Annotated in this window: 14 protein-coding genes; 7 read left to right on the top strand and 7 right to left on the bottom strand. The window is 56.0% G+C overall.

Annotated features, from left to right (window positions below):
- Positions 1–6: 6 nt before the first annotated feature.
- Positions 7–309 (bottom strand): type II toxin-antitoxin system RelE/ParE family toxin, encoded by a 303-nt coding sequence (locus MOQ06_RS00555; RefSeq protein ID WP_193356409.1) that lies wholly within the window; start codon positions 307–309, stop codon positions 7–9.
- 198 nt (positions 310–507) lie between these two features.
- Between MOQ06_RS00555 and rluF the strand changes: the two genes are divergently transcribed.
- A complete protein-coding gene (rluF, locus tag MOQ06_RS00560) occupies positions 508–1,380 on the top strand; it encodes a 23S rRNA pseudouridine(2604) synthase RluF (protein ID WP_193356410.1) in 873 nt (290 codons plus the stop codon).
- Here the strand turns inward: rluF and MOQ06_RS00565 are convergent, their stop codons facing one another.
- The 3 genes from MOQ06_RS00565 to lysC form a co-directional block, all read right to left on the bottom strand.
- Complete coding sequence (locus tag MOQ06_RS00565; protein WP_047354151.1) at positions 1,381–1,653, bottom strand: DUF3811 domain-containing protein; 273 nt, start codon at positions 1,651–1,653, stop codon at positions 1,381–1,383.
- 50 nt (positions 1,654–1,703) lie between these two features.
- Positions 1,704–2,648: a ketopantoate/pantoate/pantothenate transporter PanS gene (gene panS, locus MOQ06_RS00570; protein WP_176608972.1), complete on the bottom strand. Its 945-nt coding sequence runs from the start codon at positions 2,646–2,648 to the stop codon at positions 1,704–1,706.
- A 93-nt stretch (positions 2,649–2,741) separates the two neighbouring features.
- Positions 2,742–4,091 carry a lysine-sensitive aspartokinase 3 gene (gene lysC / locus MOQ06_RS00575; protein WP_148422263.1) on the bottom strand — a complete coding sequence of 450 codons (1,350 nt, stop codon included), beginning with the start codon at positions 4,089–4,091 and terminating at the stop codon, positions 2,742–2,744.
- 374 nt (positions 4,092–4,465) lie between these two features.
- Between lysC and pgi the strand changes: the two genes are divergently transcribed.
- The 6 genes from pgi to psiE all read left to right on the top strand — a co-directional run bounded on the left by pgi (position 4,466) and on the right by psiE (position 10,826).
- Positions 4,466–6,115, top strand: a complete 1,650-nt coding sequence (gene pgi, locus MOQ06_RS00580) for a glucose-6-phosphate isomerase (RefSeq protein WP_148422261.1) — start codon at positions 4,466–4,468, stop codon at positions 6,113–6,115.
- 366 nt (positions 6,116–6,481) lie between these two features.
- Positions 6,482–6,724: an exopolysaccharide production protein YjbE gene (gene yjbE, locus MOQ06_RS00585; protein ID WP_003860341.1), complete on the top strand. Its 243-nt coding sequence runs from the start codon at positions 6,482–6,484 to the stop codon at positions 6,722–6,724.
- A 63-nt stretch (positions 6,725–6,787) separates the two neighbouring features.
- A complete protein-coding gene (locus tag MOQ06_RS00590; protein WP_242169902.1) occupies positions 6,788–7,426 on the top strand; it encodes a YjbF family lipoprotein in 639 nt (212 codons plus the stop codon).
- The gene (locus MOQ06_RS00595; protein WP_148422257.1) at positions 7,423–8,160 is read left to right on the top strand and encodes a capsule biosynthesis GfcC D2 domain-containing protein; all 738 of its coding nucleotides are present in this window, start codon (positions 7,423–7,425) and stop codon (positions 8,158–8,160) included. Before MOQ06_RS00590 ends, MOQ06_RS00595 begins: the two co-directional genes overlap by 4 nt.
- On the top strand, positions 8,160–10,256 hold the full coding sequence (locus tag MOQ06_RS00600) for a YjbH domain-containing protein (RefSeq protein WP_148422255.1): 2,097 nt from the start codon (positions 8,160–8,162) through the stop codon (positions 10,254–10,256). Before MOQ06_RS00595 ends, MOQ06_RS00600 begins: the two co-directional genes overlap by 1 nt.
- Positions 10,257–10,415: 159 nt before the next feature.
- Positions 10,416–10,826, top strand: coding sequence for a phosphate-starvation-inducible protein PsiE (psiE, locus tag MOQ06_RS00605; protein WP_063449873.1), 411 nt, complete (start codon positions 10,416–10,418; stop codon positions 10,824–10,826).
- 96 nt (positions 10,827–10,922) lie between these two features.
- On the opposite strand, the gene malG is transcribed toward psiE, so the two are convergent.
- The 3 genes from malG to malE form a co-directional block, all read right to left on the bottom strand.
- Positions 10,923–11,813 carry a maltose ABC transporter permease MalG gene (malG, locus tag MOQ06_RS00610; RefSeq protein ID WP_042716434.1) on the bottom strand — a complete coding sequence of 297 codons (891 nt, stop codon included), beginning with the start codon at positions 11,811–11,813 and terminating at the stop codon, positions 10,923–10,925.
- A 14-nt stretch (positions 11,814–11,827) separates the two neighbouring features.
- The gene (gene malF, locus MOQ06_RS00615; protein WP_176608967.1) at positions 11,828–13,372 is read right to left on the bottom strand and encodes a maltose ABC transporter permease MalF; all 1,545 of its coding nucleotides are present in this window, start codon (positions 13,370–13,372) and stop codon (positions 11,828–11,830) included.
- Positions 13,373–13,497: 125 nt separating this feature from the next.
- Positions 13,498–14,688 (bottom strand): maltose/maltodextrin ABC transporter substrate-binding protein MalE, encoded by a 1,191-nt coding sequence (malE, locus tag MOQ06_RS00620; RefSeq protein WP_176608966.1) that lies wholly within the window; start codon positions 14,686–14,688, stop codon positions 13,498–13,500.
- Between the last annotated feature and the right edge of the window lie 66 nt (positions 14,689–14,754).

Here is a 14,754-nt window from a genome sequence, read left to right on the forward strand (position 1 = left end):
GCTCATTCACTCCTGCAGTTCGACCATTTTGCTCAGCATTTTTGCCATCAGTATGTCTTTTTGCTGGCTGCTTTTGTCACCACCACATAACAGCACGATGATGCAGTTACCCTGCGACTTAAAATAGATCCTGTAACCCGGACCAAAATGGATCCTCAGTTCACTTATTCCTTCACCTACAGGTCTGCTGTCTCCCTGTAAGCCATTCGCCAGCCTGAAGAGCCGGGAAGCAATAATCGTCCTTGCCCGCCGATCCTTTAAGTTTTGCTCCCAGCGTCGGAAGGATTCTGTTTGAACGATCTCCTTCATATTACTCCCTGTAGTTTATAAACAACAATCGATTGTTCCTGGAGAGTAAAAACTAAAAGGAGCGAGCACACCGGTAAATGACAGGACGCTAAGACCTGAAAGCGTCTCGCAAATTAAAAAACCCGTCTCAGTTACCGTCGGCTAATCTTTTTTTCCTGCCTGAACCTAAGGTATATTTCGCCCTTCACAGGAGAAACTATGCTGCCAACTCAATCAACCCGATTAAACAAATACATTAGCGAGAGCGGGATCTGCTCACGTCGCGAGGCTGACCGTTACATTGAACAGGGTAACGTGTTTCTGAACGGCAAACGCGCCACCATCGGCGATCAGGTGGTGCCTGGCGACGTGGTCAAAGTGAATGGTCAGGTCATCGAACCGCGTGATGCCGAAGACCTGGTGTTTATCGCGTTGAATAAACCGGTTGGTATCGTCAGCACCACGGAAGATGGCGAGCGGGACAACATTGTTGACTTCGTGAACCACAGCAGCCGTATTTTCCCGATTGGCCGCCTGGATAAAGACTCTCAGGGGCTGATTTTTCTCACCAACCACGGCGACCTGGTGAACAAAATCCTGCGTGCCGGTAACGATCATGAAAAAGAGTACATCGTTACGGTGAACAAGCCGGTCACGGACGAATTCATTCGCGGAATGGGCGCAGGCGTGCCGATTCTGGGCACCGTGACGAAGAAGTGTAAGGTGAGGAAAGAAGCGCCGTTCGCGTTTCGCATTACTCTGGTGCAGGGCTTAAACCGACAGATCCGCCGCATGTGCGAATACTTCGGTTATGAAGTGACGAAGCTGGAACGCACGCGCATCATGAACGTCAGCCTGTCCGGGATCCCGCTGGGCGAGTGGCGTGACTTAACGGACGACGAGCTGATTGAGCTGTTCAAACTTATCGAGAACTCCTCGTCAGAAGCGAAGCCGAAAGCCAAAGCCAAACCGAAAACGCAGGCGGTTAAGCGTCCGGTGGTTAAGGCGCCGCAGGCGGAAGAGAAAGGACGAGGCAAGCCGGGTAACGGAAAACGCTTTACCCAGCCGGGGCGAAAAAAGAAAGGGCGCTGATTAGCGCCTTCCACGGGTTGATGTACTGGCGGACCAGGAGAAGGTCGCCTCTGCGTCCGGCTTGTAAGCCTGCTCTTTTTTCAGCTTGCGGGCCTTTTTTGCCGCGGCCTCACGTTGTGCCATCAGTTTATCGATGTACTCTTTTTTAACCTGGTTGGTTTCGGCGTTGGTCAGCGTGCGGCCATGCGCGATGCGGGCGCGGTCGAGAAGCGTTTTTAGTTCGCGCTGCTCGGCTTCCGTCATGTCTTTCTGGGTCAATCGTGGTGTAGCCATTGCTGAAGCCTCCTGATGGGGAGGCTTCAGTGTAAAGCAAGCCGCGTAAATTAACCCTGCTTCACCGCATCTTTTTTCGCTTGTTCGTCGATCGGTTTGCCGGACCAGTAGCCCGCCAGCAGCGAACCGGACAGGTTGTGCCAGACGGAGAATAGCGCCCCCGGCAGAGCCGCCAGCGGCGAGAAGTAAATTTTGCCAAGCGCCGCCGCCAGGCCAGAGTTCTGCATTCCCACTTCGATCGCCAGCGTGCGGCAGGTGGATTCGTCAAAGCCAAACAGCTTCCCGCCCCAGTAGCCGCCCAGCAGGCCGATGGTGTTGTGCAGCACCACAGCGATAATCACTACAAAGCCCACGGATGCGATGTGCGATGCTGAACCTGCCACCACGGCGCTGATGATGGCCAGAATGCAGACCATCGAAAACGCGGGCAGATACGGCTCAACGGCCTTCACCACGCGCGGGAAGAGGTGGTGAATGATAAGCCCCAGCGCGATCGGGATCACCACGATTTGCAGAATGCTCAGCAGCATGCCCATCACGTCCACCTGGATATGCGCATCCACGTACAGGCGGGTTAACAGCGGTGTGGCAATCACGCCCACCAGCGTCGAAACGGATGAGATGGTGACGGAGAGCGCGACATCCCCTTTCGCCAGATAGATCATCACGTTAGAGGCCGTACCGCTGGCTACGCTGCCCACCAGCACCATCCCGGCGGAGAGGTCCGGCGGCATCCTGAAGGCCATCGCCAGCAGCCACGCCGCAAGCGGCATCACCAGATAGTGCAGGAAAATCCCTGCGGCAACCGGGGCCGGACGCGCAAGCACGCGCTTAAAGTCGTCGATTTTAAGATGTACGCCCATGCCGAACATAATCAGCATCAGTAGCGTGGTTACCCACGGACCAATGCCGGTGAACGTGGTGGGGGTGTAGTACGCGAGTACGGAGAGCAGCAGCGCCCATAACGGGAACAGCCGGGTGATGGCGGATAACATAGTGGATTCCTTGCAGTATTGTCGTGTTGTTTTGTTATAAAAAAGCCGGGTCTGTGCCCGGCTTATTGATATTGTTTATCGTGCTAACGAATTTTATTCAAACAAATTCTGATGAAGTTTCTGCACGACCTGCTCGGCCTGATCGGCGGGCACCAGGAAGCAGAGGTTATAGCTGGATGCGCCGTAGCAAATCATGCGAATACTGAACGGGTCGAGTACGCCAAAGACCTCTTTGCCCACGCCGCAGGCGCGTGAGAGCTTGTTGCCAATAATGGCAACCAGCGCCAGATCTTCTTCTACTTCCACGCGGCACAGTTCGGATAGCTCGATCAGCAGCGACTGCGTCAGCAGGGTGTCACCGGTTGAGGTGGAGCCGGTAGTGTCGAGCGTCAGCGCAATGCTGACTTCCGAGGTGGTGATCAAATCCACGGAGATATTATGGCGCGCCAGAATACCAAACACTTCTGCCAGGAAGCCGCGTGAGTGCAGCATATTATGGCTGTGCAGCGTGACCAGCGTCTGCTTACGGCGCAGGGCCAGCGCGCGGAACAGCGGCGGGTTCTCCGTCTTCTTGCAGACCAGCGTACCGCCCGCCTTTGGATCTTTACTGGAGCCAACGAAGACCGGAATGTCACTGCGCACGGCTGGCAGCAGCGTTGCCGGGTGCAGCACTTTCGCGCCGAAGGTGGCCATTTCAGCCGCTTCTTCAAACGCAATCACATCAATACGTTTTGCCGCAGACACCACGCGCGGGTCGGTCGTGTAGATGCCCGGCACGTCCGTCCAGATATCCACGCGGGTGGCGTGCAGGGCCTCACCCAGCAGGGCGGCGGTATAGTCGCTGCCGCCACGGCCCAGCGTCGTTGTACGCCCTTTGGCTTCGCTACCGATAAAGCCCTGGGTGATCACAATGCCTTCTTCCAGGCGCGGGGCAAGCTGCTGGTTGGTCAGCTCGGCCAGCGCTTCCACGTCCGGCTCGGCGCGGCCAAAGCGATCGCTGGTGCGCATCACTTTTCGCACGTCAAACCACTGCGCCTGAATATTACGCTCGCGCATGATCTCAACGAACAGCAGGGTGGACATCAGTTCGCCGTGGCTGACCAGCTCGTCGGTCAGGGCGGTGGAGGTTGCCAGCGACGCGGCCTCTGCCAGGGTGGTGATATTTTCCAGCAGGCGTTCCACTTCTTCACGTATGACGTTCGGATTTTGCAGACGCTCAAGAATATCGAACTGAATTTTGCGCAGTGCATCCAGCTTCACGAAACGTTCAGTCGCTTCCAGCCCTTCAGACAGCGAAACCAGCAGGTTCGTCACGCCGGCGGATGCAGAGAGCACCACCAGGCGGGTATTCGGATCGGCCAGCACCACATCGGCGCTGCGGTTCATGGCAGCGTAGTCTGCCACACTGGTGCCGCCAAACTTGGCGACCACAAAACTCGTCATAACAACCTCGTGTCAGGGAATGAATAGAGCGACCTTGGCACAAGAGTGGAGCGAGAACAGGTGCAGGCGCAAAATACGGCCCTATAAATAAAATGCGGGGGAGGTCCTGTCAATGCTGGGATTATGCGGATTTTTCATGGGGGGGTACCCCTCAGAAACAGGACTTATAACAGGCCCATATTTTATGCTCCTTTTTACCCCATTTTGACCGACATTTCGCCCCTCCGGGAGGGGGCGTCAGCAGCTATACTTTTCGGGTCTTTTCACCTGCGTTTGATGCAGGCCAGGGCAATGGCATAAAAACCATCACAATTTTTATTTGCAGGCGCTACAATCGACCGCAGTCACAATTCTCAAATCAGAAGAGTATTGCTATGAAAAACATCAACCCAACGCAGACCGCTGCATGGCAGGCACTACAGAAACATTTTGATGAAATGAAAGACGTCACCATCGCGGATCTGTTCGCGCAGGATGCCGATCGTTTCAGCAAGTTCTCCGCAACGTTCGATGACCTGATGCTGGTGGATTTCTCCAAAAACCGTATCACCGAAGAGACGCTGGCAAAGCTGCAGGATCTGGCGAAAGAGACCGAGCTGGCAGACGCCATCAAATCCATGTTCTCCGGTGAGAAGATCAACCGCACCGAAGACCGTGCCGTGCTGCACGTGGCGCTGCGTAACCGTAGCAATACGCCAATCATCGTTGATGGCAAAGATGTGATGCCTGAAGTGAACGCGGTGCTGGAAAAGATGAAAACCTTCTCAGAAGCAATCATCTCCGGTAGCTGGAAAGGCTACACCGGCAAAGCGATTACCGACGTGGTGAACATTGGTATCGGCGGCTCTGACCTCGGCCCGTTCATGGTGACCGAAGCGCTGCGTCCATACAAAAACCACCTCAACATGCATTTCGTGTCTAACGTCGATGGTACCCACATCGCCGAAGTGCTGAAGAACGTGAACCCGGAAACCACGCTGTTCCTGGTAGCGTCTAAAACCTTCACCACCCAGGAAACCATGACCAACGCCCACAGCGCGCGCGACTGGTTCCTGAAAACCGCGGGTGACGAAAAGCACGTAGCGAAACACTTCGCGGCCCTGTCTACCAACGGTAAAGCGGTAGGCGAGTTCGGTATTGATACCGCGAACATGTTCGAGTTCTGGGACTGGGTTGGCGGCCGCTACTCCCTGTGGTCTGCGATTGGCCTGTCCATCATCCTGTCCGTGGGCTTCGACAACTTCGTTGAGCTGCTCTCCGGCGCGCACGCGATGGATAAACACTTCTCCACCACCGCACCAGAGAAAAACCTGCCGGTGCTGCTGGCGCTGATCGGTATCTGGTATAACAACTTCTTCGGTGCTGAAACCGAAGCAATTCTGCCGTACGACCAGTACATGCACCGCTTTGCGGCTTACTTCCAGCAGGGCAACATGGAGTCCAACGGTAAATACGTTGACCGTAACGGCAACGCCGTGGATTACCAGACTGGCCCAATCATCTGGGGTGAGCCGGGCACCAACGGCCAGCACGCGTTTTACCAGCTGATCCACCAGGGCACCAAAATGGTACCGTGCGATTTCATCGCCCCGGCTATCACGCACAACCCGCTGTCCGACCACCATCCGAAGCTGCTGTCTAACTTCTTCGCGCAGACCGAAGCGCTGGCGTTTGGTAAATCCCGCGAGGTGGTTGAGCAGGAATACCGTGACCAGGGTAAAGATCCGGCAACCCTGGAACACGTTGTGCCGTTCAAAGTGTTCGAAGGCAACCGCCCAACCAACTCCATCCTGCTGCGCGAAATCACCCCGTTCAGCCTGGGCGCGCTGATTGCGCTGTATGAGCACAAGATCTTTACTCAGGGCGCCATCCTGAACATCTTCACCTTTGACCAGTGGGGCGTAGAGCTGGGCAAACAGCTGGCAAACCGTATTCTGCCAGAGCTGGGTGACGATAAAGCGATTGACAGCCACGACAGCTCCACCAATGGTTTGATTAACCGTTATAAAGCATGGCGCGCGTAATAAATATGTCATGAAGCATGCCGGCGATAAGCCGGCATTTTTTTATCGGATAATTCCTGATGTCTGTTAGTTAACTCAAATTCTGAATCTGAGTTTAATCCGAAAAAGGCGGGCAACCCGTTAATTACTGCGGTTTATTTTAAGAAAATACGGAGCAGGATTATATTGAAGTTATATTATAAATAACTGATTTATATGGTTTATATATTTTATTTATTTTTATCCTCTTTCCATTTTAACCATTAGTCCGAAAACTTCATCCCTATTTCCCCCCACGGTAAACCCGCTGCTTTAGTTGTGTATACTCGAATCCGCCTGAATTTCTTTTCGGGCAAATCTCCATTCATTCATTGAAGGGAAATTGTTATGAAGAAAGTACTGTATGGCATTTTTGCCATATCTGCACTTGCGGCGACGTCTGTCTATGCAGCTCCGGTCCAGGTCGGGGAAGCAGCAGGGTCGGCAGCGACGTCTGCGTCTGCGGGGAGTTCTACCGCAGCCAGCACCAGCGCCGTAAGTTCAGCCGTGGGTGTCGCGCTGGCGGCAACCGGTGGCGGTGATGGCTCCAATACCGGAACCACGACCACTACGACGACCAGCACCCAGTAATTCCGGGTGTTTTAATCATAACCACACTTCGGTGTGGTTATTTCGCCCCTTCGGAGAAGAGTCGTGAAGCGACCTGCAATCATCCTGATTTGCCTGCTGTTGCAGGCGTGCTCAGCCACCACCAAAGGGCTGGGCAACTCACTGTGGGACAGCATGTTCGGCACACCGGGCGTGCATCTGACCGATGACGAACTTCAGAACATGCCGTATGCCAGCCAGTACATGCAGCTAAACGATGGTCCGCAACTGTTTGTGGTGCTCGCTTTCGACGAAAACGGGCAGCAGAAATGGGTGACGCAGGATCAGGCCACCATCGTAACGCAGCACGCCCGCATCGTGAAAACCCTGCTCGGCGGCGACAACCTGCTTGAGGTGAACAACCTGGCTGCGGATCCGCTCGTCAGGCCCAATCAGATCGTCGACGGTGCAGGCTGGACGCGCACGATGGGCTGGACCGAGCACAAGCAGGTGCGCTATGCCACGGCTCGCTCGACCTTCCGCTGGGACGGTACGGACACCGTGAAGGTCGGCAGCGACGAAACGCAGGTTCGCGTGCTTGATGAAGAGGTGATTACCGATCGGGCCACCTGGCATAACCGCTTCTGGGTGGACGACGAGGGGCAGATTCGCCAGTCCTTACAGTATCTTGGTGCCGGTTTCTTCCCGGTGAAAACCACCCTGATCAAGGCGGCGAAATCATGAAAGCACTTCTTCACGCGGCGCTGATCGCCTCTCTTGCCTCACCGCTGGCATGGTCTGCCGGAACGGTACAGGTCTATACCCCCGACAGCGAAAAACCCAAAACCTTAACCAATGCCGGACACCTGCTTGATTTGGTTGGACAGCCGAGGCTGGCGAAAAGTTGGTGGACCGGGGCGGTAATAAGCGAGCGTCAGGCGACGATTCGCGCGGAACAAAGGCATCAGGCGCTGCTCGCCCGACTGACCGGGCTGACGCAACAGGAAGATGCCGACGATGCGGGCGCCATCAACAGCCTGCGCCAGCAGCTCCAGGCGCTGAAGGTGACGGGACGCCAGAAGGTGAACCTCGATCCCGACGAAGTGCGGGTGGCGGAAAACGGCAACCCGTCGCTGGAAGGTGAATATACCCTGTGGCTTCCGGCTCAGCCGTCCACCGTCACCGTGATGGGGCTTATCAGCAGCCCTGGCGATAAGCCGTTTACGCCGGGCCGCGATGTTGCGAGCTACCTTGACGAGCAAAGCCTGCTGAGCGGTGCCGATAACAGCTACGCCTGGGTCGTTTACCCTGACGGGCGCACGCAAAAAGCGCCGGTTGCTTACTGGAATAAACGCCATATCGAACCCATGCCGGGCAGCATCATTTTTGTCGGATTTGCCGACCATTTCTGGACGAAAGCGTATGACGGGCTTAATGCCGATATCCTTCGCTCCCTGATACAGCGGATACCGGAATAATGAAAAAAACCTATCTCTACAGCATGCTTGCACTGTGCGTGAGTGCCGCCTGTCATGCAGAAACGTATCCGGCACCGATTGGCCCGTCTCAGTCCGACTTTGGCGGCGTGGGCTTACTGCAAACCCCAACCGCGCGTATGGCGCGCGAGGGGGAAATTAGCCTTAACTATCGCGATAACGATCAGTACCGCTATTACTCTGCGTCCGTGCAGCTGTTCCCCTGGCTGGAGACCACGCTGCGCTACACCGACGTGCGTACAAAACAGTACAGCAGCGTCGACGCCTTCTCCGGCGATCAGACCTATAAAGACAAAGCCTTCGACGTGAAGCTGCGCCTGTGGGAAGAGAGCTACTGGATGCCGCAGGTCTCCGTTGGGGCGAAAGACATTGGCGGGACCGGCCTGTTTGATGCGGAATACATCGTTGCCAGCAAAGCCTGGGGACCGTTTGATTTCTCGCTGGGTCTTGGCTGGGGCTACCTCGGTACCAGCGGCAACGTAACCAACCCGTTCTGTACCTACAGCGACAAATACTGCTACCGCGATAACAGCTACAAAAAAGCGGGTTCCATCAACGGCGACCAGATGTTCCACGGCCCGGCCTCGCTGTTTGGCGGCGTCGAGTATCAAACCCCATGGCAGCCCCTGCGCCTGAAGCTGGAATACGAAGGCAATAACTACAGCGAAGATTTCGCCGGCAAAATTGAGCAGAAGAGCAAGTTTAACGTCGGGGCCATTTATCGCGTGACCGACTGGGCCGACGTTAACCTCAGCTACGAGCGCGGCAATACCCTGATGTTTGGCTTTACGCTGCGCACCAACTTTAACGACATGCGCCCGCGCTATAACGACAATCCGCGGCCGAAATACCAGCCGGAGCCGCAGGATGCGATCATTCAGCACTCCGTGGTGGCGAACCAGCTGACGCTGCTGAAGTATAACGCGGGGCTGGCGGATCCGAAGATCCAGACCAAAGGCGATACGCTGTACGTCACCGGCGAGCAGGTGAAATACCGTGACTCCCGCGAAGGGATCGAGCGCGCCAACCGGATCGTCATGAACGATCTGCCGGAGGGGATCCGCACGATCCGCATTACGGAGAACCGTCTTAACCTGCCGCAGGTGACCACCGAAACCGATGTTGCCAGCCTTAAGCGCCATCTGGAAGGCGAACCGCTGGGGCATGAAACCGAGCTGGTGCAAAAACGCGTTGAGCCGGTAGTGCCAGAAACCACCGAGCAGGGCTGGTATATCGATAAATCCCGCTTCGATTTCCATATCGATCCGGTGCTGAACCAGTCCGTCGGCGGGCCGGAAAACTTCTACATGTATCAGCTGGGCGTCATGGCGACGGCGGATCTGTGGGTCACCGATCACCTGCTGACGACGGGCAGCCTGTTCGGCAATATTGCGAACAACTACGATAAATTTAACTACACCAACCCGCCGAACGATTCAAAACTGCCGCGCGTGCGTACCCAGGTGCGTGAATACGTACAGAACAACGCTTACGTGAACAACCTGCAGGCCAACTATTTCCAGTATTTCGGCAACGGCTTCTACGGCCAGGTTTACGGTGGCTATCTGGAAACCATGTTTGGCGGTGCGGGCGCTGAGGTGCTTTACCGTCCCGTCGACAGCAACTGGGCGTTTGGGATTGATGCCAACTACGTGAAACAGCGTGACTGGCGCAGCGCGCAGGACATGATGAAGTTCACCGACTACAGCGTCAAAACCGGCCACCTGACCGCCTACTGGACGCCGTCGTTCGCGCAGGACGTGCTGGTGAAAGCCAGCGTCGGGCAGTATCTGGCCGGCGATAAGGGCGGCACGCTGGATATCTCTAAACACTTCGACAGCGGCGTAGTGGTGGGCGGTTATGCCACCATCACCAACGTTTCGCCGGACGAGTACGGTGAAGGGGACTTCACCAAAGGGGTGTATGTGTCGATTCCGCTGGATCTCTTCTCGTCAGGCCCAACCCGCAGCCGCGCGGCGGTGGGCTGGACCCCGCTGACGCGTGACGGTGGTCAGCAGCTTGGGCGCAAGTTCCAGCTGTATAACATGACCAGCGATAAGAACATTAACTTCCGCTGACGCTTGTTCCCCTCACCCCGTCCCTCTCCCCAGAGGGGCGAGGGTGAAAACCGCACCGAACAGTCCCCTCTCCACTGCGTCAAACATAAACAAAAAATATAGATCCCCGTCACATTTTTGCGTTATACAGGAACCTCGCCCCGGAGAATGAGGTGCTGTATGACATCCCTGACTCGTCCGCGCGTTGAGTTCATCTCAACCATCCTCCAGACCGTGCTCAACCTCGGTCTGCTAAGCCTTGGCCTGATCCTGGTCGTCTTTCTCGGCAAAGAGACGGTGCATCTGGCGGATGTGCTGTTTGCTCCCGAACAAACCAGCAAATACGCGCTGGTGGAAGGCCTGGTGGTCTATTTTCTCTACTTCGAATTTATTGCCCTGATTGTGAAGTATTTCCAGTCCGGCTTTCACTTCCCGCTGCGCTATTTCATCTACATTGGCATCACCGCGATTGTGCGGCTGATCATCGTCGATCACAAATCCCCGCTCGACGTGCTGATCTACTCGGCGGCGATCCTGCTGCTGGTGATCACCCTCTGGCTGTGCAACTCGAAGCGGCTTAAACGCGAATAAAAAAATGGCGCTCCGGAGAGCGCCTAACAACAGTCACAAGTTGGGTTAATACAATACGTCTAAAGTTGAGGGTTGCAGTGGCATAACAGATGAAACTTAACCTTTCACACCGCCCGCCGTCAGGCCGTTAACCAGCCAGCGCTGCGCCAGCAGGAACACCACGGTAATCGGGATGGCGGAAAGTACGGCTGCAGCGGCAAAGTCGCCCCACAGGTAGTTTTGCGGGTTGAGGTATTGCTGCATGCCCACGGCCAGGGTGTAGCTGTTCACATCACGCAGCAGCAGCGAGGCGACCGGCACTTCGGTGATGGCGGCGATAAACGACAGGATAAACACCACCGCCAGAATCGGGACCGACAGCGGCAGCAGTACCAGACGGAATGCCTGCCACGGGGTCGCGCCATCCAGCGCGGCGGCTTCTTCCAGCGAACCGTCGATGGTTTCGAAATAGCCTTTGATGGTCCACACGTGCAGGGCGATACCGCCAAGATAGGCGAAGATCACGCCGCCGTGGGTGTTCAGGCCGATAAACGGCACGTACTGGCCGAGACGGTCAAACAGGGCATACAGCGCCACCAGAGAAAGCACCGCCGGGAACATCTGGAAAATCAGCATCCCTTTCAGCAGCGTCGCTTTGCCCGGGAAACGCATACGGGCGAAAGCGTAAGCGCAGGTGGTGGAGAGCGTTACGATGCCGATTGCGGTGATGGTCGCCACCTTCACCGAGTTCCACAGCCACAGCAGCACCGGGAACGGCGGCGGAGTAACGCGGCCGTCGGCGTGCTCAACGCTGAAGCCCAGCGCGAGCTTCCAGTGCTCCCAGGAGATTTCGTCTGGGATCAGGCTTCCGGTTGCGAAGTTACCCGAACGCAGGGAGATGGCGATAACCATCAGCAGCGGGAACATGATTGCCGCGATGAAAATCAGCAGGCCTAAGTGCGTCGCGAGGAGGCGCAGCTTCTGAGATTTGGGTTGTACCATAGACATATTCAGTGCCCTCCTTAGTCAAATTTCATACGTGTGGCTTTCAGGTTCACAATCGCCAGCGCGCCAACCAGCAGGAAGATCAGGGTGGCAATCGCTGCCGCCAGACCGAAGTCCTGACCGCCGCCGCCTTCGAAGGCGATACGGTAGGTGTAGCTCACGAGCAGGTCGGTATAGCCTGCCGGCGTGGTCGTGCCGAGACGGTCCGGGCCGCCGTTGGTCAACAGCTGAATCAGCACGAAGTTGTTAAAGTTAAAGGCGAAGCTGGCGATCATCAGCGGCGTCAGCGGCTTAATGAGCAGCGGCAGCGTAATTTTGAAGAAGTTCTGGAACGGGCCTGCGCCGTCCATCGCCGAGGCTTCATACAGGTCATCCGGTATGGCCTTCAGCAGCCCCATGCACAGGATCATCATGTAAGGATAACCCAGCCAGGTATTCACGATGATAATCATCGAGCGGGCGGTGGTCGGGTCGCTGAACCAGGCCGGTTTGATGCCGAACAGCGCGCTCAGCATCATGTTGATTTCACCGAAGCTCTGGTTAAACAGCCCTTTGAAAATCAGAATCGAGATAAACGACGGTACGGCGTAGGGCAGAATCAACAGCACGCGGTAAATCGCTTTACCTTTCAGTGACTCCCACTGAACGAGACAGGCCAGCACCATGCCCACGGCTACGGTCAGGATCACGGTCAGTACGGAGAACACCACCGTCCAGACGAAGATGGCGAAGAAGGGTTTCTGAATGCCTTCGTCGGTAAATACGCGGGTAAAGTTATCCCAGCCGATGGTGACGGTATAGCCCGGGCTGAGTTTGTCATCACCCCAGCCGCCGTCTGCGTTCACGGACTGATAAAAACCGATATCGTTGTTCGGGCGGTACTTCACGCCGCTCTGGTTGTTCGTCAGCGTGCCGTCATCCGCCAGGGTGTAAAGCGGCTGCGTGCCGGAGAACTGGCGCAGCGAGCTCATGGTCACTTTGCTGTCATCGGGCAGCACGGCGGTGAGCTGGGTCAGCGCCTGACGATTCTGGGTAATGATACGCAGGTTGGCACGTTCACCTTCCGGCAGGGCCGCCGCCTCTTTTAAGGCCAGCTTCTGCTCGCCGCCAAACCTGAACGCGTCGGAAATATAATGTTTGCCGCTCTCGCCGTCAGTAAGCGCTAACTTCCATTCGTCGCCCTCAGGATACAAACCGAAGTTGAAGGTCTTACCGGCCTGATAGGAACGGTCCAGAAGCACCTGAGTGGCGCGCTCTTGCGCGAGCTGGTTGGTGCTGCTGTAGTTGGTAAAGGCAATCGCAATAGTGCAGATCAGCGGAAAGAGGACAAAAAGCCCCATTCCGGCAACGCCAGGGTAGACATAGCGCCAGGCATACGCCTTGCGGTTGGCGAAAATATACAGGCCAACCGAGCTTAAAATCAGCGTCATGATGGCGAAAAGGTATTCCCCTTGCACGTACATTAAAACAACAAGGTAACCCACCAGCAGACACAGCAGACCAATCACTGACCACTTCAGCGCGTCGTTTTGCCACCAGTGTTTCTTTTTAATGACATCCATGGGGTTCTTCCTCTACAACATTTGATCTTTTCTCCCTCTCCTGGGGGAGAGGGCCGGGGTGAGGGCGTGCGGATAGCGACAACCCTCACCCTAACCCTCTCCCAGAGGGAGAGGAGACTACGGCATTACTTAGTGATACGGCCCTGAGCATCCTTCAGCGCGGCGTCGACAGTCTGACGACCGCTGGCGGCGTTGATGACGGCGGTACGGGTGGCGTACCAGAACGCTGCCATCTGTGGGATGTTCGGCATGATTTCGCCTTTCTGGGCGTTATCCATGGTGGCCGCAATGCGCGGATCTTTCGCCAGCTGATCCTGGAAGGATTTCAGCGCAACGGCGCCCAGCGGTTTGTCCTTGTTCACGTTACCCAGACCTTCATCGGTCAGCAGGTAGTTTTCCAGGAACTCTTTCGCCAGCTCTTTGTTCGGGCTGGCGGCGTTGATGCCCGCGCTCAGCACGCCAACAAACGGTTTAGACGGCTTGCCGTTGAAGGTTGGCAGCAGGGTAACGCCGTAGTTGATTTTGCTCTTGTCGATGTTGGTCCAGGCCCACGGACCGTTGATGGTCATCGCGGTTTCGCCTTTGTTGAACGCCGCTTCCGCGATGGAGTAGTCGGTATCGGCGTTCATGTGTTTGTTCTTGATGAGGTCAACCAGGAAGGTCAGGCCCGCTTTCGCGCCCGCGTTGTCCACGCCCACGTCCTTCACGTCATATTTGCCGTTTTCAAACTTGAACGCGTAGCCGCCGTCGGCAGCAATCAGCGGCCAGGTGAAGTACGGCTCCTGCAGGTTGAACATCAGGGCGGATTTACCTTTCGCCTTCAGCTCTTTATCCAGAGCAGGGATCTCTTCCCAGGTTTTCGGCGGGTTTGGCACCAGGTCTTTGTTGTAAATCAGCGACAGGGCTTCAACCGCGATTGGGTAAGCAATCAGCTTGCCGTTATAGCGAACGGCGTCCCAGGTGAACGGGAACAGCTTGTCCTGGAAGGCTTTGTCTGGCGTGACTTCCGCCAGCAGGCCAGACTGCGCGTAGCCGCCAAAACGGTCGTGCGCCCAGAAGATGATGTCCGGGCCGTCGCCCGTTGCGGCAACCTGCGGGAACTTCTCTTCCAGCTTGTCCGGGTGTTCTACGGTAACTTTGATACCGGTGTCTTTCTCGAATTTTTTGCCCACTTCGGCCAGGCCGTTATAGCCCTTGTCGCCGTTAATCCAGATAACCAGCTTACCTTCTTCAATTTTGGCGAGAGCCGGTGCGGAAATCATCATTGCTGCGAGGGCGGACAATGCGAAAACGCGTGCGCCAGTCTTGATCTTCATATCTGCCATCCTTTTTGGTGATGTGCTCGTGGATACATAAGGTGGTTCAACGTGACTCAGTCTCCT

This window comes from Enterobacter sp. I4 (assembly GCF_022669095.1).
GTDB classification, from domain to species: Bacteria; Pseudomonadota; Gammaproteobacteria; order Enterobacterales; family Enterobacteriaceae; genus Enterobacter; species Enterobacter pasteurii.